This window comes from Salipiger sp. CCB-MM3, from assembly GCF_001687105.1.
In the GTDB taxonomy this organism is placed as follows: Bacteria; Pseudomonadota; Alphaproteobacteria; order Rhodobacterales; family Rhodobacteraceae; genus Salipiger.
The window spans coordinates 89,395-112,354 of sequence record NZ_CP014596.1 but is presented as its reverse complement, the minus strand read 5'-3'; the positions used below and the strand labels follow the sequence as shown (position 1 = coordinate 112,354).

The window sequence follows — 22,960 nt, the reverse complement described above, 5'->3', positions numbered from 1 at the left end:
CGGGGCTGCGAGATGGCAGCGAGGATTACTCCCAGCAGTTCACCGCAACGGTCATGTCGCGGGCAGCGGTGGTTAGGTCTTCGGGCGCCAGTGCGCTTTCGCCCTGCATGGTGGTGCCCGAAATGCCCGCCCCGCGCAGGAACTCGATGAGCGCAGCCGCATCGGTGGCGAAGGCGACATCTTCGGGCAGTTGCTTGCCGCCCGCATCGCGCGGCATCAGCAGGCCGACCACCGCGCCACCAGCGTCCAGCACCGGGCCGCCCGCATCGCCGGGGGTGACATCGACCGCGAGCCGCGCCAGCGTCTCCTCGCCGGCCAGCCCCTTGCTGTCCTGCAGCGCGCCAAAGCTCAGCGTCGCGGTGCTCAGCACGCCGCCATAGGGGAAGCCTGCCACGGCCACCTCGGAGTTGAGACGCGGCAGATCGGTGCGCAGCCGCGCCACGCCGCGCGGCGCCAGCGCCGCCGAAGGCCGCAGCAGCGCCACGCCAAGCGCCGCATCGCTTTGCAGAAGTTCGGCATCATAGCTGCCGTCGAGGGTCAGGCGGCTGCAGTTCTGCACCGCCTCTGCGGTGGTCAGCACGGTGCCCCGGCCATCGACGAAGAAACCCGCCACGGTCGCGCGCGGGGTGCGGATCGGCAGGCCGGAGACCAGATCGAGCGTCTGGCCATTGTCGCTGACCTCGGCGGGGTTGAGGACGCCGGGGATGGGGCGGAAGCTGGCCGACATGGCACCGGCCACACGCTCGAACCGCGCGTCGTCGCCTGCGGGCCAGACCAGCGTCCAGCCTTTGATCTCGCCGCCCTGAAGGGTGACCTCGGTGCGGCTTGCGATGCGGCTGTTTTCGCCGGTGATGCTGAAGCCGTCACGGCGCAGGCTGCGTGGCCCGTCCAGCGGCACGATCTCCAGCGTCTGCAGAATCTCGTAAAGTCCGCCCAAAGTCTTGCGATCGCCCGGCTGGCTGATCAGCAGAACCTGCGCGTTCTCGACCTCGCCATTGCCGGAATAGATGGCAAAGGGGGCCTCGTAGCGGTCGAAAGAGACCAATTCGGTCGGCATCGACACGGCCACACCGGCCTCTGCGTCGCTGACCTCGGACATGCCCAGACCGTCGAGCACAGCGTTGTATTGCCCCAGCAGGTCGGCGCGCTGGCGGGTGGTGAGGATGCCGGTCACCTCATAGCCATTGTCGCGCTGCCATGCGCCCATGGCGTTGCGTGTGCCGGCACCAAAGGCGCCGTCGATGGCGCTGTCGTAATGACCGGACCACTGCAGGGCGACCTGCAGCTGGCGGCGTTCGGCAGCGCTGAGGCTCTGCTCGCCGCGGCGCGCCTGCGAGACGGTCTCATAGGGGATCTCGGGCTTTGCCGGTTCGGCCTCGACCTCGGCAAGCGCCGCCGCGAGTTCCGACGAAGAGGTGGTTTCCTGCGTCTGCTCGGCTTGCGGGGCCGCCGCGGCCTCCTCGGTCGGCGTCTGCTCCAGCGGCTCGGCGCTCACCGGCGGCTGCGTTGCGTTTTGCGCGACACCCGCGCCAACCGGCCAGAACTGCCGCCCGTATTCGCCCGCCGCGGCGAGATAGGAATCACGCGGGATCTGCCCCGCGGCGCGCAGGGCGCGCAGCCGGTCGGCGGCGACCTGCGGATCAAAGGGGCCAAGCGCGATGCCGTACCAGCCGCCACCCAGCGAAAAGCCATTCACATTCTGCAGTCCGGCCGAATAGTCGCGCAGCCGCGCCTCGGCTTCGGTCAGGCTGGGCTGGGCTTCGATCTGGATATAGACCACATCGCCCTGCTGCGCCGCCGCGCCCTGCGCCAGCATCAACGCTGCCGTGCCTGCAAAAAGAATGGTTCTCAACATGGATTAACTCGCTCCTCGGGCCCGGACGTCTGCGCGCCGTTTCTCGTCTCTGACTGCTGTTCACTCAAAGGATGTAACAGACGCGTGCCTCGCGTCATCTCAAAAGATGGTCAGGGCTGCGCATTGACCCTTGACCGTTGCACGCATAATCAGGCAGCCGACCAGTCGAAGAGCGGCGCGCGTCCTGCGCCGCGGGCGAGCACGCCAAGGGAAGGATGCCATGACGATGCCGAGCATGAGCGAGACAAGCAAGCCGCGCAGTTTTCAGGAGATCATCCTGCGTCTGCAGACCTATTGGGCCAGCAAGGGCTGCGCCGTGTTGCAGCCTTACGACATGGAAGTCGGCGCGGGCACCTTCCACCCGGCCACCACGCTGCGGGCGCTCGGCTCGAAGCCCTGGGCCGCGGCCTATGTGCAGCCCTCGCGCCGCCCCACCGACGGGCGTTATGGCGAGAACCCCAACCGCCTGCAGCACTATTACCAGTTTCAGGTGCTGATCAAACCCAGCCCGCCGGACCTGCAGGCGCTCTATCTCGGCTCGCTCGAAGCGATCGGCATCGACATGGCCAGCCACGATATCCGCTTCGTCGAGGACGATTGGGAAAGCCCGACGCTGGGCGCTTGGGGCCTTGGCTGGGAGGTTTGGTGCGACGGCATGGAAGTGTCGCAGTTCACGTATTTCCAGCAGGTTGGTGGCCATGACTGCCATCCGGTCTCGGGCGAGCTGACCTACGGGCTCGAGCGCCTTGCCATGTATGTGCTCGGCATCGACCACGTGATGGATATGCCGTTCAATGACCCGGGTGCGCCGATCGCGCTGAAATACGGCGATGTGTTCCGCCAGACCGAAGAGGAATACTCGCGCTTCAACTTCGACGTGGCCGACACCGACGTGCTGCTACGCCATTTCGAAGAGGCCGAGGCGGAATGCGAGGCGATCCTTGCCCGCGACGAGAGCGACCCCAAGACCGGCAAGCGCATCGTCATGGCGCACCCGGCCTATGACCAGTGCATCAAGGCCTCGCATCTGTTCAACCTTCTGGATGCGCGCGGGGTGATCTCTGTCACCGAGCGGCAGGCCTACATCGGACGCGTGCGGGCTCTGGCAAAGAAATGCGCCGATGCCTTCGTGAGCACTGAGGCGGGCGGCTGGACGCCAGAGGCCGCAGGCAGCGCCGCATGAGCGGCAAGATCCTCGGGATCGGCATTATCGCGGCCGCGCTGATTTTTGGCGCGGTCGTCTACTACACGCAGGTGTTCTACTACTATTACGACCTGCCGGCGGAAGAGGCGGAGGTTCTGCTGACGCCGCTCGATGGCACCGCGCCGCGCGCCATCGCCTTCGAGGATTTCGAGGGGATCGACGCGACCTCCTCACCGATCCGCTACCGCGCCTGTTTCTCCACATCCGAGAGCCCACAAACGCTCGATTCCCTGTTCGAGCGTTACGAAGGGTCCGAGCCGCGCAATGCGCCGTTCTGGTTCGGCTGCTTTGACGCCGAGGATATCGGCGACGAGATCGCTGCGGGCACCGCGCATGTCTACACCTCGCAGCGCAACATCGAGTTCGGCATCGACCGGGTGGTGGCGGTGACCCGCGACGGGCGCGGCTACATCTGGGAAGAGATCAACGAATGCGGTGACAAGGCCTATGACGGCACGCCGTTGGGCGAGGACTGCCCGGAGCGGTAAATCGCCAGTTGTGTGGGAGGAGCCGGGCGAGCGCCGCCCCGTGGGAAGGCGCACCAGCATCTGAGCGAGGCGCTTTATGCCTGCCAAATCCGAATGACAACGGAACTTTGCGCGCGGGTGAAAGAGCGCCATCCCGTGGGGACGGGACGGCGCTCGCCCGGCGGCTTCGCCTTGATTCCGGGCGAGTTCAGCCCTCGCGCCAGTCGAAGAACCCGTCGCCCGCCTGCGCCAGAAGCTCGCGCGCCAGATCGGTGCCCATGCGCGCGCCCTCGGCGATGGGGCCGCGGCGCTCGCCCTTCAGCGCCTCGCTGCCGTCGGGGCGAAGGATCTCGCCGCGCAGCCAGATTTCGTCGCCTTCGAGCAGCGCCAGACCGGCAATCGGCGTCTCGCAGCTGCCGTCGAGCGTGGCGAGGAAAGCGCGCTCCGCGTCGAGCCGATGCTGCGTCGGGCGGTCGTGGATCGCCGAGAGCATCGCGGCCACGCGCGCATCGCTGATCCGCCGCTCGATGCCGATGGCGCCCTGCGCGATGGCGGGCAGCATGTCTTCGGGGGCGATCGGCGTCATGTGCTCGCCCGCCATGTTCATCCGGTTGAGCCCGGCCATGGCAAGGAAGCTGCAGGCGGCCACACCGTCTTCGAGCTTTTTCAGGCGGGTCTGCACGTTGCCGCGGAATTCCACCACCTGCAGGTCGGGGCGGCGGTTCAGCAACTGCGCCCGGCGGCGCAGCGACGAGGTGCCGACCACGGTGCCCTCGGGCAGATCGGCAATGGCCGCATGGCCGGGCGAGATGAAACAGTCGCGCACGTCCTCGCGCGGGAGGTAGCAATCGAGGATCAGCCCCTCGGGCTGCTCGGTCGGCATGTCCTTCATCGAGTGCACCGCGATGTCGATGCCGCCCGACAGAAGCTGCTCTTCGATCTCGCGGGTGAACAGACCCTTGTTGCCGATCTCCTTCAGAGGCCGGTCGGCGGCGATCATCGCGCGATCATCGCCCATGGTCTTGATCACCTTCACCTCGAAGGCCTCAGTGGGCAGGTCGAAATGCGCGGCCAGCCGGTCGCGGGTCTCATGGGCCTGCGCCAGCGCCAGCGGCGAGCCGCGGGTGCCGATCTTCAGCGGGGCGTCGGGCGAGGGCAGGGCGATGGGGGTCTCGATTGTCATGGTCAGAGCTTTATGTCGCGGGAAGAGATGTGGCAATGGGGGGCGTTTTGACATATTGCCGCCCCGACGAGATAGGCAATTCAGACGGGGGTTTCCCATGACCAAGACGATCCTGCGCGCACTGGCTGGCGAGACCCTGCCCACCCCGCCGATCTGGATGATGCGGCAGGCGGGGCGCTATCTGCCCGAGTATCGCGCCACCCGCGCGCAGGCCGGGGATTTCCTGTCGCTGTGCTACAACCCCGAGCTTGCCGCCGAGGTGACGCTGCAGCCGATCCGCCGCTACGGTTTCGATGCGGCGATCCTCTTTGCCGACATCCTGCTGCTGCCGCAGGCGCTGGGGCTCGACCTGTGGTTCGTCACCGGCGAAGGGCCGCGGCTGTCGACCATCCAGAGCGATGCGGATTTCGACGCGCTGAAGCCGGTCTCGGCGATCCACGACACGCTCAGCCCGATCTACGAGACCGTCGGCATCCTGTCGCGCGAGCTGCCGAAAGAGACCACGCTGATCGGCTTCGCCGGCGCGCCCTGGACCGTGGCGACCTATATGATCGCCGGGCGCGGCACCAAGGATCAGGGCCCTGCACACGCGCTGAAGGCCGAGAACCGCGCGTTGTTCGAGAAGGTCATCGACCGGCTCACCGAGGGCACCATCGAATATCTGTCGAAACAGGTCGAGGCGGGCGCCGAGGTGGTGAAGATCTTCGACAGCTGGGCGGGCTCGCTCGAGGGCGACGATTTCCGCAAATACGCGCTGGAGCCCGCGAAGGTGATCACGCAGGAGATGAAGTCGCGCTTCCCCGGCCTGCCGGTCATCGTCTTCCCGCGGCAGGCGGGTGAGAATTACATCGGCTTCCACGAGGCCACCGGTGCCGATTGCGTCGCGGTGGACGACAGCGTTTCGCCGGAATGGGCGGCGGCCAATGTGCAGACCTCGGGTTGCGTGCAGGGCAACCTTGCGTCGTCGCATATGGTGACCGGCGGCGAGGACTTGGTGCGCGAGACCCAGCGGGTGGTCCGCGCCTTCTCGAAGGGGCCGCATATCTTCAACCTCGGCCATGGCATCACCCCCGATGCCGACCCCGAGAACGTTCAGCTGATGATCGACACCGTGCGCAGCACGGTCACCGCCTGAGCGACGCTCAGCGCCTAACGGCGGTGCTGCCGCGCCGCCGTCCCGGCTGGGGCCGGGCCTTCGCCCGCTCACGCAGGAAGACCACCAGCCCCGCGCCGACGATCAGCGCGCATCCCGCCCATGTGGCGGGCGCGGGCCATTCGCCGAACATCGTCCAGCCCCAGAAGATCGCCATCGGCAGGCCGATGTATTCGAAGGGCGCGATCACCGCCGCATCGGCCATCCGGTAAGAGGCGCTCAGCGCGTAGCCGACAAAGCCCGAGATGCATCCCAGCCCCAGAAAAACCAGCATGTCCTGACCGCTCGGCAGGACCCATGGGCGCAGCAAGAAGCGCGCCGCATCGCTGTCGAAAGCGTCCATGTAGCGCCCGTCTCCGGCGACGAAGTAGAAGCCCGCCGAGACCACGAGGAACATCAGCTGCAGATGCACCGCCAGCGCCGAGGCGCGGGAGGTGACGCCGAGCTTGCGGGTCAGCACCTGCAAGAGCGCGTAGAGCAGCGCCGAAAGCACCGGCAAGAGCAGCACCAACCGCGCGCCGCCCGAGGTCTCCGCCCATGGCTGCTGCATGATGACCACACCGCAAAAGCCAACGCAGACCGCACCGAGCCGCCAAGGCCCGACCTTTTCGCCGAGGAGCGGCACGGACAGCAGCGTGATGAAGAGCGGCGCGACAAAGAAAAGCGCCGTCGCCTGACCCAGCGGCATCACCGCAACCGAGGCGTAAAAGGTCATATTGGCCAGCACCACCAGCACGCCGCGCGCCAGATGCAGCCACGGCGTGTTGCTGCGCAGCAGCCGCCAGCCGCCTTCGATCTGCAGCATGACAAGGATGATGCACAGCCCGACCGCAGAGCGTGTGGCAACGATCTGATGCAGCGGGTAGCCGTCCGAAAGCAGCTTGATCAGCATGTCGTTGATCGAGATCCCGACGACGCCCGCGCAGATCAGCGCGATGCCAAGGCCGGGACGATTGAGGCTGGTGATATGGGTTGCGGTGCTCATGTCCCGGCTCTAGCCCGGCGCGCTGACCGGCGCCATGGAAATTCTGCGTGGCGCTTCTGGGTATGCAGCGCGGTTTCAGCGAAGCCCGCGCAGTAAATTTGCACATCGGTTGTTTTTGACAACCATTCGGTTGTGAAAAACAACCTTTCTCTTGCCAGCGGCGCGTCGATCGGACGTCATGCAAAGGACCAAGAACCGACAGGTTTGATCCATGCCGCCGTCCTCCGACGCGCCAAACCCTCAGCGCCATGACGATCCTCCGATCGAAATCGGAGGGCTCAGGATCGAAATCCTCGAAGGTGCCTTCAGCTGGTACTTTCGCACGATGGATGCCGTCGTCTCGCGCGATCTCGACAAGCGGATGGCGCATCTCGAGATCGCCAAGGGCAAGGGCAAGATCACCGCGCTTTTGCTGGTGGATGATTACCCCGGCATCCGCCCGTCGCAGATCGCCGAGGTGCTGATGCGCGACCGCCCGGCCACCGGAAGGATCATCGACCGGCTCGTCGCCTCTGGGGTGATCCGCCGCGAGGCTGCCCCGGACGATCAGCGCGCCCAGGCGCTCTTCATCACCGAGCGGGGCCATGCGCTCTCACAAGAGGTGCGCGAGATCATCCGCCAGCAGGAAGCGGAGTTCTTCGACTTCATCGAGCCGGAGGACCGCGCGCAATTCATGCGCATGCTCAAGCGTGCCTATCTGAAGATGAGGACGAAATGGGACTGACTACCGAGCGCGTCGCGCTCATCTCCGGCGCTGCGCGCGGCATTGGCGCCGCCACGGCGAAAGCGCTGTTCGACGCGGGCTGGACGGTGTCGCTGGGCATGCGCCGCCCGCGGATGCCGGACTGGGCCAAGGATGCGCCGGAGCGGGTGCATCTCTACACCTATGAGGCCACGGACCCCGCCACGGCCACCGGCTGGGCGCAGGAGGTTATGGAAAGGCTCGGCCGCATCGACGCGGTGGTCGCCAGCGCAGGCATCTCGCTGCGCAAGACCCCGGTCGAGATCACCGACGCAGAAATGGCGCAGCTGCTGGAGGTCAACGTGCAAGGGCCGCGCCGCCTTGCCGCCGCCTGCTGGGAGCCGCTGGCCGCATCGGGCCGAGGCCGGGTGGTGCTGCTCGCCTCGCTCTCGGGCAAGCGGGTCAAATCTCCCGGTGCGGGGTCCTATGCGGTCTCGAAATTCGCCGTGGTGGGGCTCGCCCATGCGCTGCGCCAAGCGGGCTATGACCGCGGGATCCGTGCCGTGGCGGTCTGCCCCGGCTTTGTCGCCACCGACATGGCGACCGCCGTCGAGGGCCGCGACCCCGCGACGATGACCCAGCCCGAGGATCTGGCGCGGGTGATCCACATGCTGATCGACCTGCCCAATGAGGCCAGCGTGGCCGAGTTCCACGTCAACTGCCAGCTTGGCGAAACCCACTGACGTGCCGGGTGATGTGTCGCCGTCCCTCGCCGGAGAGACCGGCCTTCGGGCGCGGCAACACGGCAGGAAAGACCTAAGGCGCGCGGCGCCGATTTTGGGAGAAAGACCATGCCAGGACCGAAGCCGGATCCGGTAGAGAACAGCGCCGCGCTGCCCGAGCGGGCGGATGTGGTGATCATCGGCGGCGGCATCGCCGGGGTCTGCGCCGGTCTGGAATTGGCCGAGCAGGGGCTCAAGGTGGCGATCTGCGAAAAGGGCCATGTTGCGGGCGAGCAGTCGAGCCGCAACTGGGGCTGGGTGCGGCTGACCCACCGCGACACCCGCGAGTTGCCGCTGATGGTCGAAGCGCAGCGTATTTGGCAGGGGCTGGACGCGCGCATCGGCGCAGACACCGGCTACACGCGCTGCGGCGTGACCTTCACCTGCGCCAGCGAGGCGGCGCTGGCCGCCGAGCGCGAGTCGCTGGAAGAGCTTGCGCCGTATCAAATCCCGGCCCGGATGCTCAGCCGTGACGAGGTGATGGGCATGTTTCCCGGCCTGTCGCTCGACATCAAGGGCGCACTGCACAATCCCTACGACGGGCGCGCCGAGCCGCAGAAGGCGGCACCGGCCATCGCCCGCGCGGTTCAGGCGCGCGGCGGCAGCGTGCATCAGCATTGCGCCGTGCGGGTGGTCGAAACCGCGGCCGGGCGCGTCTCGGGCGTGGTGACCGAGAAGGGCCGCATCGCCTGTTCGGCGGTGCTGGTGGCGGGAGGGGTCTGGTCCCGGCTCTTTCTGGGGAACCTCGGCATCGACCTGCCGCAGCTGCGGACCAAGGGCAACGTGCTGCGCACCGATCCTGTGCCCGAGGGGCCCGAAGGTACGCTCAAATATCCCGAGTTCGCCATGCGCAGGCGTGCCGATGGCGGCTACACGATCGCCTCGGCCCTGCCCAGCCCCTACCAGCTGACCCCCGACAGCTTCCGCCTGCTCAAAGCCTTCCTGCCTGCGCTGCGGAACGAATGGCGCAGCATCAACCTCGGGGTGGGGCCGTCCTTCTTCGAGGCGTTGCGCACGCCGCGCCATTGGAGCGGCGCCGAGGTCAGCCCGTTCGAGAAAACCCGCGTGCTAGACCCCGAGCCCGACAGCACGATGATCGACCGCGCGCTTGCGGTGGTGAAATCCTCCTATCCGGCCTTCGAGACCGCCACCGTCGCGCAGAAATGGGCCGGCTATATCGACGTGCTGCCCGACATCATCCCGGTGATCTCGGGCACCGAGGGCGTGAAGAACGGGCTGCCCGGGCTCTATGTGGCCAGCGGCTTTTCGGGGCACGGCTTTGGGCTCGGCACCGGCGCGGGACGGCTCGCGGCGGATCTGATCACCGGCCGTAGCCCGGTCGTCGACCCCGCGCCGTTCCGGCTGCACCGCTTTTCCGACGGCTCGAAAATCCGGCCCAAATCCGGCGTCATCCAGCGCTGAGGCAACGGCTGCGGCGCGCAAGCGCCACCACATGCTCCGTCCCATCTTCTTCTCTTTGAAAATACGCCGGGGAGCGCGAGGGGCAGAGCCCCTCGCTCAAATTCACCCATTTACACGGGCGCTGACCTACGGTCAGTTTCCCGAAATTACCAAAACTGACAAGAGCGCGAAGAAGAGCATGAGCGAAGATGAGAACATCCGTCACACTGAGAAAATGAAGCGGATCAAGGCCGCCCGCGACAAGATGATCGCCGGGATGACCGAGGAGAAGGGTCTCATCCTCGTGCATACCGGGCCGGGGAAGGGCAAATCATCTTCGGGCTTCGGGATGATCATGCGCTGCATCGCGCACGGCATGCCCTGCGCGGTCGTGCAGTTCATCAAAGGCACTTGGGTGACCGGCGAGGCGAAGATGCTGCGCGAAAGATTCGCCGATGAGTGCCGCTTCTTCGTTTCGGGCGAGGGCTTCACTTGGGAGACGCAGGACCGCGAGCGCGACATCGCGGCGGCGCAGCGCGGCTGGGAGATCGCCAAGGAACAAATCCTCGATCCCGAAAACCGTTTCGTTCTGCTCGACGAGATCAACATCGCGCTGCGCTACGATTACCTCGACATCGACGAGGTCGTCTCTTTCCTGCTCGAGCAAAAGCCGCCGATGACCCATGTCTGCCTGACCGGGCGCAACGCCAAGCCGGAACTCATCGAGGCCGCCGATCTGGTGACCGAGATGACGGCGGTCAAGCACCCGTTCCGCGACGGGATCAAGGCGCAGAAGGGCGTCGAGTTCTGAGCCGCTAAAGCGCTTGGAACGCGCGCTCGAGCTGTCCCCATCGCGAGCATGGGGGCAGGCCGAGGCGGATCCAGCTGTCCGAATAGGGGAAGATGCGGCTCCAGATGTGCCGCGCGGCCAAGGCTTCCTGCGCCGCCTTGGCACCCGGGCAGGCGTAGGTGCGAAAGAGCGGCGTGCCGCCGATCAGCCGCCATCCCGCCGCGCTCGCCAGCGCGTCGAGACGCGCGGCGTCCGCGCTCAGGCGCCGAATAGTTTGCTCCCGCCATAGCCGGTCGGTGAGCGCGGCAGAGGCGATCTCGATCGCCGGGCCTGACACGGGCCATGGGCCTGCAAGCTCGGCGAGCCGCTGGCCCAGATCGCCTTCGGCCAGAGCGAACCCCAGCCGTAGCCCGGCGAGACCGTAGAATTTTCCAAAAGACCGCAGCACCACCACATTGGGCAGCCCGCCGTCGAGGTCGGGGGCAATGTAAAGCTCCGGCTCGGGATCGGCAAAGCTCTCGTCCACCACCAAAAGCTTCACGCGGCTTGCCAGATCGCGCAGCGCGCCCGGCTGGCTGCGCCGTCCGTCGGGGTTGTTCGGGTTGACCACCACGGCGAGATCCGCACCCGCGAGCGCGGCGAGGGTGGCGACTTCGGTCACTTCCCAGCCATGCGCCCGCAGCGTGGCGGCATGCTCGTTGTAGGTCGGTCCCAGCACGGCGGCGCGTCCCGGCCTACGCAGCATCGGCACCATCTGGATCGCCCCCTGCGCGCCGTTCATCGGCACGATGTGGCCGGGGCAGCCGTAAGCCTCGCGGGCCGCCGCGATGAGCCGGACCATGTCAGCCTTGCGCGGCAGCGCGGCCCAGGCCTCGGCGGGGATCGCGGGCACGGGGTAGGGCTCGGGATTGATGCCAGTGGAGAGGTCGAGCCACTCGGCGCGGGTGCCTCCGAAGCGGGTCATCGCGGCATCGAGGTTGCCGCCGTGGTCTCGGGTCTTTTTGTCGGGGGTGGTCATGCGGCGCAGCGAAGCAGGATCATGGCGGCGAGCGCAAGGGCGCAGAGCGCCATGCTGCGCCGGTAGAGGCGCAGGGCGCGGGTCAGATCGCCTGCGGCCGGGTCGGGCGCGCTGCCGTTCAGCCAAGGCTCCTTAGCCACCCGCGTGCCGTAGACGCGCGGCCCCGAGAGGCGGATGTTCAGCGCGGCGGCCATGGCGCCCTCGGGCCATCCGGCATTGGGCGAGCGGTGCTTGGGCGCGTCGCGCCGCATCACCCGCAACCCGCGCAGGGCATGGCGACCAGAGGCGATGGCGAAAAGCGCCCCGGTCAGCCGCGCGGGCAGCCAGTTCACCACATCGTCGAGCCGCGCGGCGGCCTTGCCGAAGGCTTCAAAGCGGTCATTGCGATGGCCGATCATCGAGTCGAGCGTGTTGATCGCCTTGTAGCCCGCAATCCCCGGCAGCCCCGCCACGGCGCCCCAGAAAAGCGGCGCGATGATCCCGTCCGACGTGTTCTCGGCAAGGCTCTCGGTGGCGGCGCGGGCGATCCCGGCGGCGTCAAGCTGCGCCGGATCGCGCCCGACGATCATCGCCACGGCGGCACGTGCGGCCGCCAGATCTCCGCGCGCCAGCGGGGTCGCCACGGCGGCGACATGGGCGTGCATGGCGCGCATGGCGATCAGCGGCCAAGCTAGAGTCGCGCCGATCAGGCTGCCGGCGAGGCTATTCGGAAGCGCGCTCTGGATGGCCAGCGCAGGCAGCACCGCCAGCGCCACGATCAGTGCCGCCGCCAGAACGCCGAGAGCCAGCCTGCGCGGGCGGGCGCCATGGTTCCAGCGCCGCTCCAGCGCGGTGATCGCATGGCCGAGCCATGTCACCGGATGGCCGATCCGGGCGTAGAGCCACCCCGGCCAACCGAGCAGCAGATCGAGCGCCATCCCGCCCAGCATCATCAGCGCAAAGCTCATGCCTCGCCCGCCCGGAAGCTCAGGATGCCGGTGAGCCCGGCTTCGGCCAGCGCGTCCGCCGCGCGCGAGGGGACGGTGCCGGGGGCGAAGATCAGCCCTCGGGCCGAGCCGGTGTGAGCGCGCAGCCAGCCAAGCGCGCCGAACTCGCGCGCCAGATCGGGCGTCGGGCAGGCCGGGCCGCGCCGGGCGCTGCAGCGGCGCGCGGAGGCCGAGGCGAGCGCGGCGCGGCGCGTCAGGTCGCAGGTCGGGTCCTCCCATTGCGCCACGAGGTCAGAGATATCGTGAAAGCCGCCGTCCGACGGATCGGTGCGCTGCGGCGGCCCCCAGAAGCCGCCGAGGATCTCGCAAGGTGGCGGCGGGGGCAGGTGGCGCAGAACTCGTGCCTCGCGCGAGGCCCAGAGCAGCCGGTCGGGCTGGGGGTACATCAGCGGGTCGGTCGCGCCCTCGATGGCGAGGCAGGCGGCGGCAAGGGTCTCCGCATCGCCGCGAAACCCCGCCGCGCGGGCCAGTGCGACCAGCGTGGCGGTCGACGCCCCTGCGCCAAGGCCGGGTGCGAAGTTCCGCGAAGCGTTCGGAAAGTCCGGCGCGATCCCCAGCAGCTGCGCAAGCCGCCTCAGATCGGTAGCGCCAAAGAGTGGCGGTTCGGACACCGCTTCTGCTGGCGCATGGACATGCAGCGCCGGGCAGGGCAGCGTGACGAGGGCCACAGGGCCATCCTCGCCCATGCGCCCCTGCAGCCATTCGCCGAAATGGCCGAAGACGGTCACCACGTCTCTCATGCGCAATTGGTCCCGATTACCGAGAGGGGGCCTTCCACGCCGCAGCGCAGACGCGTTACCGAAAGCGGCGCAACCTCGAAGGCGAGCCCGGCATGAACCGCGCCGCAGACCTGCGACAGCGCCGCGCGGATCACTCCGGCGTGCACCATCAGCACCACGGGCGCGCCAAGCTCCGCCGCCGTCTGCCCGTGCTGCATGAGCGCGGGCGCTGTGCGGGCGCAGAGATCGGCAAAGCTCTCGCCCTCGGGCGGCGTCCAGCGGGCCAGATCGGGGCCGTCCAATGGCCCGAGATCGGGCATCTGATCGAAGCGCAGCCCGTCATGAGCGCCGAAATCCTGCTCCCAGAGGCGCGCGTCCTGCTGCACCTGCAGATCAGGCCACAACGCCTCGGCGGTCTGGCGGCAGCGCCGCGCGGGGCTGCTGATCAGCAGCGCAGGCCGGGGCAGTCGGGCGCGCAGCGCAGCGATCGCCTCGGGCTCTAGCCGGGCCGCGGCATCGGTGCGGCCAAACAGCCGCCCGGCCTCGGCCAGCGGCGCGTGGCGGATCAGGATCAACTCTGCGCTGTGCGGTGCTCTGTCGTGCAACTGACTGCTTTGCCCTTTTCTTTTTCCGGCTTTGATGGTTTCCCATGCGGTCATGAAAAGGTCGATCCTTATCACCGGCGGGGCCCGCTCCGGCAAATCGACCCTTGCGGAACGCAAGGCGCTGTCGGTGTGCGGGCAGGCCATCTATATCGCCACCGCCCGGATTTACGAGGGCGATGCGGAGATGGCAGCGCGGATCGCCGAGCATCAGGCGCGGCGCGGCGAGATGTGGCAGACCCTGCATGCGCCGCGCGATCTGTGCGGCGCTCTCGACGGCAGCGATGGCGGGCTGCCGCGACTGGTGGATTGCCTGACGCTGTGGCTGACCAATCTGCTGCTCGAGGGCGGCGACTGGCGCGAGGAAACGCAGGCGCTGGTCGAGGCCATCGCCCGGCAATCGGCGCCGGTGATCTTCGTGACCAACGAGGTGGGCGCGGGCATCGTGCCGGAGAACCGGCTCGCGCGCGAGTTCCGCGATGCGGCGGGCTGGCTGAATCAGGCCGTCGCCGCGGCCTGCGACGAGGTGTGGCTGGCGGTGGCTGGCTATCCAATGAAGGTGAAACCAAATGAGCATTCTTTCTGACGTGACCGCGCTTTCGGCGGTGGCCGGCCTTGCCGGGACGCTGCCCACTGCCGATGAGGCGGCGGCGCAGGACGCGCGCGCGCGGCAGATGAGCCTGACCAAGCCGCCGGGCTCGCTGGGACGTCTGGAGGAGATGGCGATCTTCATGGCGGGCTGGCAGGCGACGCCGCGCCCCGAGATCACGCGGGCGCAGGCGCTGGTCTTTGCGGGCAACCACGGCGTTTGCGCACAGGGCGTGAACCCGTTCCCGCAGGAGGTCACCGCGCAGATGGTGGCCAATTTCAAGGCCGGGGGCGCGGCGATCAACCAACTCTGCCGCGCCTCCGGCGCCGAGCTTGCGGTGATCGCGCTCGATCTGGACCGCCCCACCGCCGATATCACCGAAGGCCCCGCGATGAGCGAGGCCGAGACGCTGGCAGAGATGCGCCGCGGCGCCGAGGCGGTGCCCGAGGGTGCGCAGGTGGTGATCCTTGGCGAGATGGGGATCGGCAATTCGACCATCGCCGCGGCGCTGGCCTGCGCCAGTTTCGGCGGTGACGCCGAGGGCTGGATCGGGTGCGGCACCGGCTCGGACGCTGCGGGTCTCGCGCGCAAGGCCGATGCGGTGCGCCGGGCCTGCGCGCGCCACGCCGGTGTGGAGGGCGCGGCGCTTCTGGCGGCGCTCGGTGGGCGCGAGCAGGCGGCGATCTGCGGTGCGGTGCTTGAGGCCCGGGCGCGGCGCATTCCGGTGATCCTCGACGGGTTCATCTGCACGGCGGCGACGGCACCGCTCTTCAAGGCCGACCCGAAGCTGCTGGATCATTGCCTGGTCGGTCACGTCAGCCGCGAGCCGGGGCACGCCCGCCTCCTCGAGGCTATGGGCAAAGCGCCGGTGCTGTCGCTCGACATGGCGCTCGGCGAGGGCTCGGGCGCGGCGCTGGCTCTGGGGGTGCTGCGCGCGGCGCTGGAGTGCCACAACGGCATGGCGACCTTCGCCGAGGCCGGGGTCGCCGGGGGATGAGCGCGCAGCGCGCCCTAGGCAAACGGCGCCGCGAGCTGCAGGTGGCGGTGATGCTGTTGACCCGCCTGCCAGCCGGGCGGCTTTCGGGCGATGCGCCCGCGCTGCGCGAGGCCCGCTGGGCCTTTCCGCTGGTTGGGGCACTGGTGGGGCTGATCGGCTGGGCGGTGTTTGCAGGCGCGCTGGCCGCGGGCGGCTCGGGGCTGCTGGCGGCGCTGCTGTGCCTGACGATCACGGTGCTGGTCACCGGCGCGCTGCATTTCGACGGTCTGGCGGACTTCGCCGATGGCATCGGCGGCGGTCGCGACCGGGCGCATACGCTCGAGATCATGCGCGACAGCCGCATCGGCAGCTATGGCGTCATGGCGCTGATCCTCGCCTCTGGCCTCTGGACCGCCGCGCTCGCGGATCTGGAAGAGACCGCCGGGCCGCTGCTTTTCATGGTGATCGGCGCGCTGAGCCGCGGTGCGATGAGCGCTCTGCAGGAAAGCCTGCCTCCGGCGCGGGCCGACGGCATGGGCCATCTCGCGGCGGGCCGCCGCCGGGCGGGGCAGGTGGCGCTGCTGGTTGCGGTGCTGCTGTCGGTGCTCTTGGCCGGGTTGGCTGGCCTTGCGGTCGTGGCGGTCTGCGCCGTGGTTGCCTTGGCGCTCGGCACCATCGCGCGGCGCAAGCTGGGCGGTGTCACCGGCGACGTTCTGGGCGCGGCGCAACTGCTTTCCGAGGTCGCCGCCTGGGTGCTTCTGGCGGTCCTGCTGCCCGGCTGAGCCAGGCTCAGCGCGCCCGGCCCATGGGCTGGAACACCGGCCCGTCGGGGGTTTGCGCGTGATAGGCGGTGATGCCGAAGCCGCGCGCCAGCAGCGCGTCGGTCAGCACCTCCTCGGGGCTGCCGTCGGCCAGAAGCTGGCCCTCGGCGAGCATCACCAGCCTTGTGCAATGGCGCGCCGCCAGCCCGATGTCATGCAGCGACAGCAGCACGCCGCGTCCCTCGGCGGCGAGGTCGCGAAAGACCTCCATCGTGGCGATCTGATGCGCCGGGTCGAGCCCGCCGGTGGGCTCGTCGGCCATCAGCAGCGGCGTTTCCTGTGCCAGCGCACGTGCGATCAGCGCGCGGGCCTGCTCGCCGCCCGAAAGATTGGTGGCGCGGCGCTTGCGCAGCGGGCCGAGGCCCATCTTGGCGATCGCCGCCTCAACCGGCGCACTGGCGCGGTCGCCGTGCGGCAAGCGCCCCAGAGCCACCAGATCCTCGACCTTTACCGGCCAGGCGATCTCGCGCGCCTGCGGCATCCAGGCTGCGGCCTTGGCGCGTTGCTCGGGGCTGAGCGTGGCCAGCGAGCTTTGACCCTGCGCCAGAATCAACCCCAGCGCGGCGCGCATCAGGCTGGTTTTGCCCGCGCCGTTGGGGCCGATGAGGCCGACGACCTCACGCTCGGCAATCTCAAGCGAAAGTCCCGAAAAGACCGGGCGATTGCGCAGGGTGACCGACAGATCGGAGAGGCTCAGCAGGGTCATGCGCGTTCTCCGCGGCTGCGCCAGACGAGATGCAGGAAGAAGGGCGCGCCGACGAGGGCGGTCAGCACGCCGAGCTTCAGGTCGCGCTCGGGGGCGACTACCCGCACCGCGATGTCGGCGGCCAGCAGCATGGCCGCGCCGCCCGCCGCCGAAACCCAGAGCAGCGCGCCGGGCCGTCCGCCCACGGTGCCGCGCAGCAGATGCGGCACCACCAGCCCGACAAAGCCGATCGCTCCGGCCACAGCCGTGCCCGCGCCGACGACGCAGGCGGTGCCCAGCACCACGCGCAGGCGCAGCCGCTGCAGGTTGATGCCCATGGAGGCCGCGGCGTCCTCGCCCAAGGTCAGCGCGTCGAGCCCGCGCCCGACACCGGCGAGCAGCACCACGCCCACCGCCATGAAGGGCAGCGCCAGCCAGACGTGCAACATCGAGCGGTCGGCCAGCGATCCCATCATCCAAAAGACGATCTCGCTGGCGGCGAAAGGGTTGGGCGAGAGGTTCAGCACCAGTTGCGTCAGCGCGCCCGCCACCGCCGACAGCGCAATCCCGGCAAGGATCAGCGTCAGCGTCTCGCCGCCCCGCCCGGCCAGCAGCATGAGGATCAGCACGGCAACCACCGCGGCGGCCAGCGCGCTCAGCGGCAGGGCGAGCGCGAAGGTGGCGGAGAGCCCGGTCTGGATCGCCAGCACGGCGCCAAGCGCGGCGCTGGCCGAGACACCCAAGAGGCCGGGCTCGGCGAGCGGGTTGCGCAGATAGCCCTGCAGCGCCGCCCCCGCCAGCCCCAGCGAGCCGCCGATCATCAGCGCCAGCAGCATGCGCGGCAGGCGGATCTCACGCATCACCATGGGCAGCGGGCCGTCGCCGCCGGCGATCAGCGCGCGCAGGCTCTGCGGCAGGGTCGCATCGGCGGGGCCAAGCGACAGCGAGAGTGCCGCCAGCGCCAGCACCAGCGGCAGGAGAAGCGCGAGGGCGCGGGTCATTTGATCTCCTTGCGGAAGTCGGTGAGGTCGGCGATGGCCCGCAGCACGTGTGGGGTGCCGCAGATCCAGTCGCTGCCGGTCATCTGATGTCCGGCGCGCGCCTCACGGATCTGGCGCAGCACCGGATGCGCGAGGATTTCCTCGGAACGCGATGCGCCGGGGTAGGGGCGGGCGGTGATCAGCGCTTCGGGATCGGCCATGGCCAGCGCTTCGAGCGGCAGATGACCGCCGCCGCCGGGACCGGCTATATTGTCGAACCCTGCGGCCAGCAGGATTTCCCCGGCCAGCGTGTTGTCGCCCGTGGTGTAGCCATTGGCGTAGTAGAGCGCGGCGGTGGGGTGGCGTGCGATCTCTGCGCGAAGCGCAGTCAGCCGGGTTTCGAACTCGGTGACGAGGTCTTCGGCGCGTGCCTCACGCCCCAGCGCCTTGCCGATGGTCCGGATCCGGTCCGGCACATCATCGAGCGAATAGGCGGGCGGCAGGGTCAGCACCTCTGTGCCGAGGCGCTGCAGCATCTGCACCGCCGCCTGCGCGGTGAAACTGCCCGAGATCACCAGATCAGGGCGCAGCAGCCAGACCTCCTCGGCCTGCCCGTGGTTCGCCGGAAAAGCCCGAGCCTCTTCGGCCATGGCCGAGCTATGCGGGTCGCTTGCCAGATCGGAGACAGAGACCAACTGACCCGGCGCGGCAAGCAGCATCGCCAACTGATCAGTACAAAGATTCATCGAGACGACGCGCGCCGGTGCCTCGCCCGCCGCGCCCGCGAGCGGAGCGGTGGCCAGGGCAAGACAGAGCAGCGCGCGCCGCAGCATCAGAAGCTGCCCCGGACGCCGAAATAGGCGGCGCGGTCCGAGGTGCCGTAGCCCGTCACGGTCTGATAGTCCTCGTCGAAGAGGTTCTCGACCCGCAGGTAAAGCTCGGCATTGTCGCTCAGCGCGTAGCGGAAGTTCACATCGGCGACGGTGTAGTCGGGCAGGGAGTCGTTGGTGTCCTCCACCCCGGCAACGTGGCGCACCCGGAAGGCGCCGCTGAAGTCATCGGTGAACGCCGCATCAAGCGTCAGCGCAAGATCATGCAGCGGCACGCGGGTGAGGCGGTCGCCGGTCTCGGCGTCTTCAGTGTCGGTCCATGTGTAGGCCGCCGCCAGCCCAAGCCTGTCGGTGATCTGCGTTTCTCCCGACAGCTCGACACCCTGCATCCAGCTTGTCCCTTTGACCTGCGAGTACGCCCAAGTGTCGTAGTTGTACTCGATGAGATCGGTGATCTCGGTGCGGAAGAGCGTCGCCGTGATCTTGCCGCCGTCAAAGCGCTTCTCGGCGCCAAGCTCGTAGCTGAGCGAGGTCTCGGGCTCGAGATCGGGATTGCCGGCATAGGCGTTGTAGCGCTCGTAGAGCGAGGGGGCCCGGAAGCCGGTGCCGACGCTGGCGCGCAGGGTGACATCATCGCTGGGCAGATAAGCCAGCGAGACGCGGCCGGTGGTCTTGCCGCCGAAATCCGAGTGATCGTCGTGGCGCAGGGCGGTCACCAGTTCGATCTGGTCCGACAGGTGCCAATTGGCCTGTGCCCAGATGCCATAGGTGTCCTGATCGCCCTCGTCGCCGTCATTCTCATACTGCTCGCGGGTGGCATCGGCGCCAAAGGTCAGAGTGGTGGCCGAAAGCTCTGCTTGTCCCTGATAGCCCAGCGTCCAGCGTTGGCCATAGAACGGGTAGTCATAGCCGTTGCTCGACGTGGAACGGTCGTTCTCGAAATACTGGAGCGAGAGCTCGTGGCTCAGCGCGCCCGCGTCGATGCGGGCAAAGCCGCGCAGACCGTATTGCTCGCTCTTGGAGACCTCGTCATGGGTGCCATCGGCAAGGACAGGGTAGCTCTCGTCGTATTCGGTTTCGGTCTTCTGCCAGAAGCCGGATGCGCCCAGAGTGACCGTATCGGTCAGCGCGTAATCGCCCGAGAAGCTGAGACGTGTGGACTCGTGGCCGTCCGCCTCGTCATTGCCGTCGTCCTCGTCGGCGGCAGAGAAACCATCGGTCTCGACCCGGCTCAGTGTGGTGGCAAAGCTGCCGCGCTCGCCCAGATAGCCGAGGTTGTAGCTTAGCTTTCGGGTGTTGTAGCTGCCGTATTCGGCGGCGACGTTCTGGCTGAGGCCGGGCTCCGTCGGGCGCGCGGTGGTGATGTTGATCACACCGGCGATGGCCTCGGACCCGTAGAGCGCCGACTGCGAGCCTTTCAGCACCTCGATTCGGCTGATGTCTGCGGTGGTCAGCGCGCCGAAGTCGTATTCGATCTGCGTGCCCGACGGGTCGTTGACGTTGATCCCGTCGATGTAGACGCCGATGTACTGGCCGCTGGCACCGCGGATGCGCAGCGTGGTGTTGGTGCCGATGCCGCCGTTGGTGGTCACGCTGATGCCCGGAAGGCTGGCAAGATAGTCGGCGACGCGAGTCTCGCCGGTCTTTTCCAGATCTTCCTTGGTCACAACCTCGACCGTCGCGCCGCTGCGCTCGAGCTCGGTGCTCTCGCCGCGGTTGGCGCTGAGGGTGATGGTGCCGAGGTCATATCCCTCCTGCGCGTAGGCGGCGCCGGACAGGCTGGCTGCCGCTAGGGCAGTTGCGGCGCGCAGGCCGAACAAAATGGGTCGCTTCATTGTCCCTTCTTCCTTTTTATGTGTCGTAAGAAGGGACTCCCCCCTTCCGCAGACGGTTAGCGTCATGCCACCTCTACGGAAGGTCCGTCGCCCGCAGCGCTCCCCGCGCCGGGACTGGGTGATCGGCTTCGGCAGGTCTCCTGACTCGCGGGTCACAGCTTCGCCGGGTCTTCCCGCCCCCGAAGGGAGCAGTGACATGGTCCGGCATCGCTCTCCGCCTACAGTTGCGGGGGCAGTTGCGGAGTTGGGCCAAGGCCCGCACCGCATTCCCTATTCACCGAGCGGCAGGCCGCCCGGAACCGAAGCAGGCACCGAATAGCGGCTTGATCGCCGCCGCGCAACAATCACAAACGGTCAGAGGGCGCGAAGGGGGCGGCGAGGTGTCGCGCCGATGGGGAGGATCAGCTTAGCTGCGCAGCCCGTCCACAACCGGCTGTCGCAGCACCATTGCGGCGGGCAGCAGCGACAGCAGCATGGTCACCGACACAAAGCCTGCGAGGAAATGCAGCTCGCCCCATCCCAGCGGGGCAGAGATGGCGATATCGGTGCGGGCAGTGACCACGCGCGACAAAAGCTCAGCCGCGCCCCAGCCGACCCCGAGCCCCAGCACCGCACCGCTGAGCAGCAGCGCCGCGCTGAACGCCCAGACTGTGGCAAAGACAAAGCGGCGCGGTGCACCCAGCGCGCGCAGCAAGGCAATCTGACGGCGGAACAGGCGGGTGAGGATGAAGAGGCCCAACAGGACCGAGGCGGCGACCAGAACCTGTGTGACCAGCGCCAAAAGCGACATCGCCTGCCGCACGTCGCCCATCACCCGGTAGAGGCCAGACAGCACCGCGCCGGGAAAGAAGGCCATGGTCTCGCCGTCGCGGGTGAACTCCGAGCGCAGGGCGTAATTGGCCCAAAGCTCGTCGGAGCGGATCACCACAGCAGGCGTGCCGGGGAAATACTCGGGGTCAAAGGGCGGGCCCATCTGGGTGTCGCGGTCTGGCGCATGTCCATTGGCAAGGCCGTGGATTTCCCAGACGTATTCGACCGGGATGAGGATCGCCCGGTCCCATGGCGTGCCCGTGGGTGCCATGCGCCCGGTGACGGTGATGCCGCCGCCATGACCGTGCTCATCGCGATGCGCCTCGGCATCGGCGGCGTCGCCAACCTCATGCGCCGGAGTGAACTGCGCGCCGATCTGCAGCGGCACCAGCGCGCCGATCACCGCTTCTGCGTGATCCTGCCAGAGACTGCCCTCAATACGATCATCGCTCAGGTGGCGCAGGAATTCGGCGGTGGTGCCCACCACGGGGGCGTTGCCATAGCTGTCGCCAAAGGCCAGCGGCGCGGCGATGGCCACATGCTCTTGGGTCTCGATCTCGGCATAGGTGGCGCCCGAGATCAGTGCCATATCCGAAGGCTGCAGGAACACCGAGGCGAACAGCGCGGTGAGCTCGCTGCCCGGCGCGGCGACGATGAGGTCGAACTTGTCGGCGGCCTGCGCGGTGCCGTGACGCAGCCCGCGCTCCTGCGCGAGCAGCCCGACGCCCATGCCCACCGAAATGGCGATCAGCAGAACGAAAAGCACGGCACTGGTCCGGAACCGGCTGAGGAACCCGCGCAACAGCGGCCAAGGTGCGTAGCCGTGCAGTACCAAAAGGCCAGTGAGCAAGGCAGGCAGCAGCAGAACGATCAGCAGGCCGATGTCCTGCGCCAGCACCGGCAGGCTGTCCCAGAGCATCCTCATGCCGCCACCTCGTCCTGTGCGAGACGTCCGTCGGCGATGGTCAGCACCCGGTCCATCCGCGCCAGCAGCGCCGCATCGTGGCTGACGGCGATCAGCGTGGTGCCCTGCGTTCGGACCAGCCCAACCAGATCGTCGATCAGCCGGTCGGCATTGGGCCGGTCGAGGCTCGCGGTCGGCTCGTCGGCCAGCAGCACCGGTGCTTCGGCAGCCATGGCGCGGGCGATGGCGACGCGCTGGCGCTCACCACCCGAGAAGCTGGTCACACGCCGGTCGGTGTCGGAAAGCCCGAGCGCGGCGAGGCGCTGGGCGGCGCGCTGGCGCAGGGCGGCACGCTCGGCGCGGGGCCGGAAGAGGGCGGTGAGCGCGGCGTTGTCCAGAGCGCCAAGCTCTTCGAACAGCAGGAAGTCCTGAAAGATCATGCCGATGTTCCCGGCGCGGAAGCGCGCGCGGCGCTCTGGGCTCTGCGCAAGCAGGTCGGCCTCGCCCCAGCGCACGGAGCCGGTGGCGCGCTCGAGCAGCCCGGCGATGGCGTAAAGCAGCGTGGATTTGCCAGCGCCGGAGGCACCGCGGATGCCGATCAGCGCCCCCGCCGGGGCAGAGAGGCTGGGCACATCCAGCAAAACACGGTCGCGGGGGCTGCGCACGGTCAGCCCGGAAATCTCGAGAGGGAGGGACATGGCGG

General features: G+C 68.3%; 23 protein-coding genes and 1 riboswitch. Of the genes, 10 read left to right on the top strand and 13 right to left on the bottom strand.

The window, feature by feature from the left end; translation table 11 throughout:
- Positions 1-25 precede the first annotated feature (25 nt).
- Positions 26-1,855, bottom strand: coding sequence for a serine protease (locus tag AYJ57_RS14445; RefSeq protein ID WP_066107419.1), 1,830 nt, complete (start codon positions 1,853-1,855; stop codon positions 26-28).
- 235 nt (positions 1,856-2,090) lie between these two features.
- Here AYJ57_RS14445 and AYJ57_RS14440 point away from each other — a divergent pair, with 235 nt between their 5' ends.
- Both AYJ57_RS14440 and AYJ57_RS14435 read left to right on the top strand, forming a co-directional pair.
- The gene (locus tag AYJ57_RS14440; RefSeq protein WP_066110320.1) at positions 2,091-3,038 is read left to right on the top strand and encodes a glycine--tRNA ligase subunit alpha; all 948 of its coding nucleotides are present in this window, start codon (positions 2,091-2,093) and stop codon (positions 3,036-3,038) included.
- Positions 3,035-3,547, top strand: coding sequence for a DUF6446 family protein (locus AYJ57_RS14435; RefSeq protein ID WP_066107417.1), 513 nt, complete (start codon positions 3,035-3,037; stop codon positions 3,545-3,547). Before AYJ57_RS14440 ends, AYJ57_RS14435 begins: the two co-directional genes overlap by 4 nt.
- 187 nt (positions 3,548-3,734) lie before the next feature.
- Here AYJ57_RS14435 and hemC read toward each other — a convergent pair whose 3' ends face one another.
- The gene (gene hemC / locus AYJ57_RS14430; protein ID WP_066107415.1) at positions 3,735-4,709 is read right to left on the bottom strand and encodes a hydroxymethylbilane synthase; all 975 of its coding nucleotides are present in this window, start codon (positions 4,707-4,709) and stop codon (positions 3,735-3,737) included.
- A gap of 97 nt (positions 4,710-4,806) precedes the next feature.
- On the opposite strand from hemC, the gene hemE reads away from it, so the two are divergent.
- Positions 4,807-5,844, top strand: coding sequence for a uroporphyrinogen decarboxylase (hemE, locus tag AYJ57_RS14425; protein WP_066107412.1), 1,038 nt, complete (start codon positions 4,807-4,809; stop codon positions 5,842-5,844).
- A gap of 7 nt (positions 5,845-5,851) precedes the next feature.
- On the opposite strand, the gene AYJ57_RS14420 is transcribed toward hemE, so the two are convergent.
- On the bottom strand, positions 5,852-6,847 hold the full coding sequence (locus AYJ57_RS14420) for a DMT family transporter (protein WP_066107410.1): 996 nt from the start codon (positions 6,845-6,847) through the stop codon (positions 5,852-5,854).
- A gap of 211 nt (positions 6,848-7,058) precedes the next feature.
- Here AYJ57_RS14420 and AYJ57_RS14415 point away from each other — a divergent pair, with 211 nt between their 5' ends.
- The 4 genes from AYJ57_RS14415 to cobO all read left to right on the top strand — a co-directional run bounded on the left by AYJ57_RS14415 (position 7,059) and on the right by cobO (position 10,523).
- Positions 7,059-7,571: a MarR family winged helix-turn-helix transcriptional regulator gene (locus AYJ57_RS14415; protein ID WP_066107407.1), complete on the top strand. Its 513-nt coding sequence runs from the start codon at positions 7,059-7,061 to the stop codon at positions 7,569-7,571.
- Positions 7,562-8,272, top strand: coding sequence for an SDR family NAD(P)-dependent oxidoreductase (locus tag AYJ57_RS14410; protein WP_066107404.1), 711 nt, complete (start codon positions 7,562-7,564; stop codon positions 8,270-8,272). Before AYJ57_RS14415 ends, AYJ57_RS14410 begins: the two co-directional genes overlap by 10 nt.
- A gap of 108 nt (positions 8,273-8,380) precedes the next feature.
- On the top strand, positions 8,381-9,733 hold the full coding sequence (locus tag AYJ57_RS14405) for an NAD(P)/FAD-dependent oxidoreductase (protein ID WP_066107401.1): 1,353 nt from the start codon (positions 8,381-8,383) through the stop codon (positions 9,731-9,733).
- A 178-nt stretch (positions 9,734-9,911) separates the two neighbouring features.
- The gene (gene cobO, locus AYJ57_RS14400) at positions 9,912-10,523 is read left to right on the top strand and encodes a cob(I)yrinic acid a,c-diamide adenosyltransferase (protein ID WP_066107398.1); all 612 of its coding nucleotides are present in this window, start codon (positions 9,912-9,914) and stop codon (positions 10,521-10,523) included.
- A 4-nt stretch (positions 10,524-10,527) separates the two neighbouring features.
- Here the strand turns inward: cobO and cobD are convergent, their stop codons facing one another.
- Genes cobD through AYJ57_RS14380 form a run of 4 tightly spaced genes read right to left on the bottom strand, consistent with a single transcriptional unit; the run spans position 10,528 to position 13,884 of the window.
- Positions 10,528-11,520, bottom strand: coding sequence for a threonine-phosphate decarboxylase CobD (cobD, locus tag AYJ57_RS14395; protein ID WP_066107395.1), 993 nt, complete (start codon positions 11,518-11,520; stop codon positions 10,528-10,530).
- Complete coding sequence (gene cbiB, locus AYJ57_RS14390; RefSeq protein WP_066107393.1) at positions 11,517-12,467, bottom strand: adenosylcobinamide-phosphate synthase CbiB; 951 nt, start codon at positions 12,465-12,467, stop codon at positions 11,517-11,519. Before cbiB ends, cobD begins: the two co-directional genes overlap by 4 nt.
- Positions 12,464-13,246, bottom strand: a complete 783-nt coding sequence (locus AYJ57_RS14385; RefSeq protein ID WP_066107391.1) for a hypothetical protein — start codon at positions 13,244-13,246, stop codon at positions 12,464-12,466. The genes cbiB and AYJ57_RS14385 overlap by 4 nt, the downstream gene beginning before the upstream one ends.
- Entirely contained in the window at positions 13,243-13,884 is a 642-nt protein-coding gene (locus AYJ57_RS14380; protein WP_083191299.1) for a histidine phosphatase family protein, read from the bottom strand. The genes AYJ57_RS14385 and AYJ57_RS14380 overlap by 4 nt, the downstream gene beginning before the upstream one ends.
- Between AYJ57_RS14380 and cobU the strand changes: the two genes are divergently transcribed.
- Genes cobU through cobS form a run of 3 tightly spaced genes read left to right on the top strand, consistent with a single transcriptional unit; the run spans position 13,883 to position 16,174 of the window.
- Positions 13,883-14,413, top strand: a complete 531-nt coding sequence (gene cobU / locus AYJ57_RS14375; protein ID WP_066107389.1) for a bifunctional adenosylcobinamide kinase/adenosylcobinamide-phosphate guanylyltransferase — start codon at positions 13,883-13,885, stop codon at positions 14,411-14,413. The genes AYJ57_RS14380 and cobU overlap by 2 nt on opposite strands.
- Complete coding sequence (gene cobT / locus AYJ57_RS14370) at positions 14,397-15,413, top strand: nicotinate-nucleotide--dimethylbenzimidazole phosphoribosyltransferase (protein ID WP_066107386.1); 1,017 nt, start codon at positions 14,397-14,399, stop codon at positions 15,411-15,413. Before cobU ends, cobT begins: the two co-directional genes overlap by 17 nt.
- Positions 15,410-16,174 carry an adenosylcobinamide-GDP ribazoletransferase gene (gene cobS / locus AYJ57_RS14365; RefSeq protein ID WP_066107384.1) on the top strand — a complete coding sequence of 255 codons (765 nt, stop codon included), beginning with the start codon at positions 15,410-15,412 and terminating at the stop codon, positions 16,172-16,174. Before cobT ends, cobS begins: the two co-directional genes overlap by 4 nt.
- Positions 16,175-16,181: 7 nt before the next feature.
- Here the strand turns inward: cobS and AYJ57_RS14360 are convergent, their stop codons facing one another.
- From AYJ57_RS14360 to AYJ57_RS14335, 6 genes are all read right to left on the bottom strand, one after another.
- Positions 16,182-16,919 carry an ABC transporter ATP-binding protein gene (locus AYJ57_RS14360; RefSeq protein ID WP_066107381.1) on the bottom strand — a complete coding sequence of 246 codons (738 nt, stop codon included), beginning with the start codon at positions 16,917-16,919 and terminating at the stop codon, positions 16,182-16,184.
- Positions 16,916-17,899, bottom strand: coding sequence for a FecCD family ABC transporter permease (locus AYJ57_RS14355; protein WP_066107377.1), 984 nt, complete (start codon positions 17,897-17,899; stop codon positions 16,916-16,918). Before AYJ57_RS14355 ends, AYJ57_RS14360 begins: the two co-directional genes overlap by 4 nt.
- Positions 17,896-18,711: an ABC transporter substrate-binding protein gene (locus AYJ57_RS14350; protein WP_066107375.1), complete on the bottom strand. Its 816-nt coding sequence runs from the start codon at positions 18,709-18,711 to the stop codon at positions 17,896-17,898. The genes AYJ57_RS14355 and AYJ57_RS14350 overlap by 4 nt, the downstream gene beginning before the upstream one ends.
- Positions 18,711-20,543, bottom strand: coding sequence for a TonB-dependent receptor plug domain-containing protein (locus AYJ57_RS14345; RefSeq protein ID WP_066107372.1), 1,833 nt, complete (start codon positions 20,541-20,543; stop codon positions 18,711-18,713). The genes AYJ57_RS14350 and AYJ57_RS14345 overlap by 1 nt, the downstream gene beginning before the upstream one ends.
- Positions 20,544-20,656: 113 nt before the next feature.
- A riboswitch (cobalamin riboswitch) is annotated at positions 20,657-20,862 on the bottom strand.
- An 87-nt stretch (positions 20,863-20,949) separates the two neighbouring features.
- The gene (locus AYJ57_RS14340; protein ID WP_066107370.1) at positions 20,950-22,278 is read right to left on the bottom strand and encodes an ABC transporter permease; all 1,329 of its coding nucleotides are present in this window, start codon (positions 22,276-22,278) and stop codon (positions 20,950-20,952) included.
- Positions 22,275-22,955 carry an ABC transporter ATP-binding protein gene (locus AYJ57_RS14335; protein ID WP_066107368.1) on the bottom strand — a complete coding sequence of 227 codons (681 nt, stop codon included), beginning with the start codon at positions 22,953-22,955 and terminating at the stop codon, positions 22,275-22,277. The genes AYJ57_RS14340 and AYJ57_RS14335 overlap by 4 nt, the downstream gene beginning before the upstream one ends.
- Positions 22,956-22,960: the final 5 nt, after the last annotated feature.

Bases quoted from the DNA above. Each gene is read 5' to 3' on its own strand.
- AYJ57_RS14445 (WP_066107419.1), bottom strand. From the start codon at position 1,855: ATGTTGAGAACCATTCTTTTTGCAGGCACGGCAGCGTTGATGCTGGCG.
- AYJ57_RS14440 (WP_066110320.1), top strand. From the start codon at position 2,091: ATGAGCGAGACAAGCAAGCCGCGCAGTTTTCAGGAGATCATCCTGCGT.
- AYJ57_RS14435 (WP_066107417.1), top strand. From the start codon at position 3,035: ATGAGCGGCAAGATCCTCGGGATCGGCATTATCGCGGCCGCGCTGATT.
- hemC (WP_066107415.1), bottom strand. From the start codon at position 4,709: ATGACAATCGAGACCCCCATCGCCCTGCCCTCGCCCGACGCCCCGCTG.
- hemE (WP_066107412.1), top strand. From the start codon at position 4,807: ATGACCAAGACGATCCTGCGCGCACTGGCTGGCGAGACCCTGCCCACC.
- AYJ57_RS14420 (WP_066107410.1), bottom strand. From the start codon at position 6,847: ATGAGCACCGCAACCCATATCACCAGCCTCAATCGTCCCGGCCTTGGC.
- AYJ57_RS14415 (WP_066107407.1), top strand. From the start codon at position 7,059: ATGCCGCCGTCCTCCGACGCGCCAAACCCTCAGCGCCATGACGATCCT.
- AYJ57_RS14410 (WP_066107404.1), top strand. From the start codon at position 7,562: ATGGGACTGACTACCGAGCGCGTCGCGCTCATCTCCGGCGCTGCGCGC.
- AYJ57_RS14405 (WP_066107401.1), top strand. From the start codon at position 8,381: ATGCCAGGACCGAAGCCGGATCCGGTAGAGAACAGCGCCGCGCTGCCC.
- cobO (WP_066107398.1), top strand. From the start codon at position 9,912: ATGAGCGAAGATGAGAACATCCGTCACACTGAGAAAATGAAGCGGATC.
- cobD (WP_066107395.1), bottom strand. From the start codon at position 11,520: ATGACCACCCCCGACAAAAAGACCCGAGACCACGGCGGCAACCTCGAT.
- cbiB (WP_066107393.1), bottom strand. From the start codon at position 12,467: ATGAGCTTTGCGCTGATGATGCTGGGCGGGATGGCGCTCGATCTGCTG.
- AYJ57_RS14385 (WP_066107391.1), bottom strand. From the start codon at position 13,246: ATGAGAGACGTGGTGACCGTCTTCGGCCATTTCGGCGAATGGCTGCAG.
- cobU (WP_066107389.1), top strand. From the start codon at position 13,883: ATGAAAAGGTCGATCCTTATCACCGGCGGGGCCCGCTCCGGCAAATCG.
- AYJ57_RS14380 (WP_083191299.1), bottom strand. From the start codon at position 13,884: ATGACCGCATGGGAAACCATCAAAGCCGGAAAAAGAAAAGGGCAAAGC.
- cobT (WP_066107386.1), top strand. From the start codon at position 14,397: ATGAGCATTCTTTCTGACGTGACCGCGCTTTCGGCGGTGGCCGGCCTT.
- cobS (WP_066107384.1), top strand. From the start codon at position 15,410: ATGAGCGCGCAGCGCGCCCTAGGCAAACGGCGCCGCGAGCTGCAGGTG.
- AYJ57_RS14360 (WP_066107381.1), bottom strand. From the start codon at position 16,919: ATGACCCTGCTGAGCCTCTCCGATCTGTCGGTCACCCTGCGCAATCGC.
- AYJ57_RS14355 (WP_066107377.1), bottom strand. From the start codon at position 17,899: ATGACCCGCGCCCTCGCGCTTCTCCTGCCGCTGGTGCTGGCGCTGGCG.
- AYJ57_RS14350 (WP_066107375.1), bottom strand. From the start codon at position 18,711: ATGCTGCGGCGCGCGCTGCTCTGTCTTGCCCTGGCCACCGCTCCGCTC.
- AYJ57_RS14345 (WP_066107372.1), bottom strand. From the start codon at position 20,543: ATGAAGCGACCCATTTTGTTCGGCCTGCGCGCCGCAACTGCCCTAGCG.
- AYJ57_RS14340 (WP_066107370.1), bottom strand. From the start codon at position 22,278: ATGAGGATGCTCTGGGACAGCCTGCCGGTGCTGGCGCAGGACATCGGC.
- AYJ57_RS14335 (WP_066107368.1), bottom strand. From the start codon at position 22,955: ATGTCCCTCCCTCTCGAGATTTCCGGGCTGACCGTGCGCAGCCCCCGC.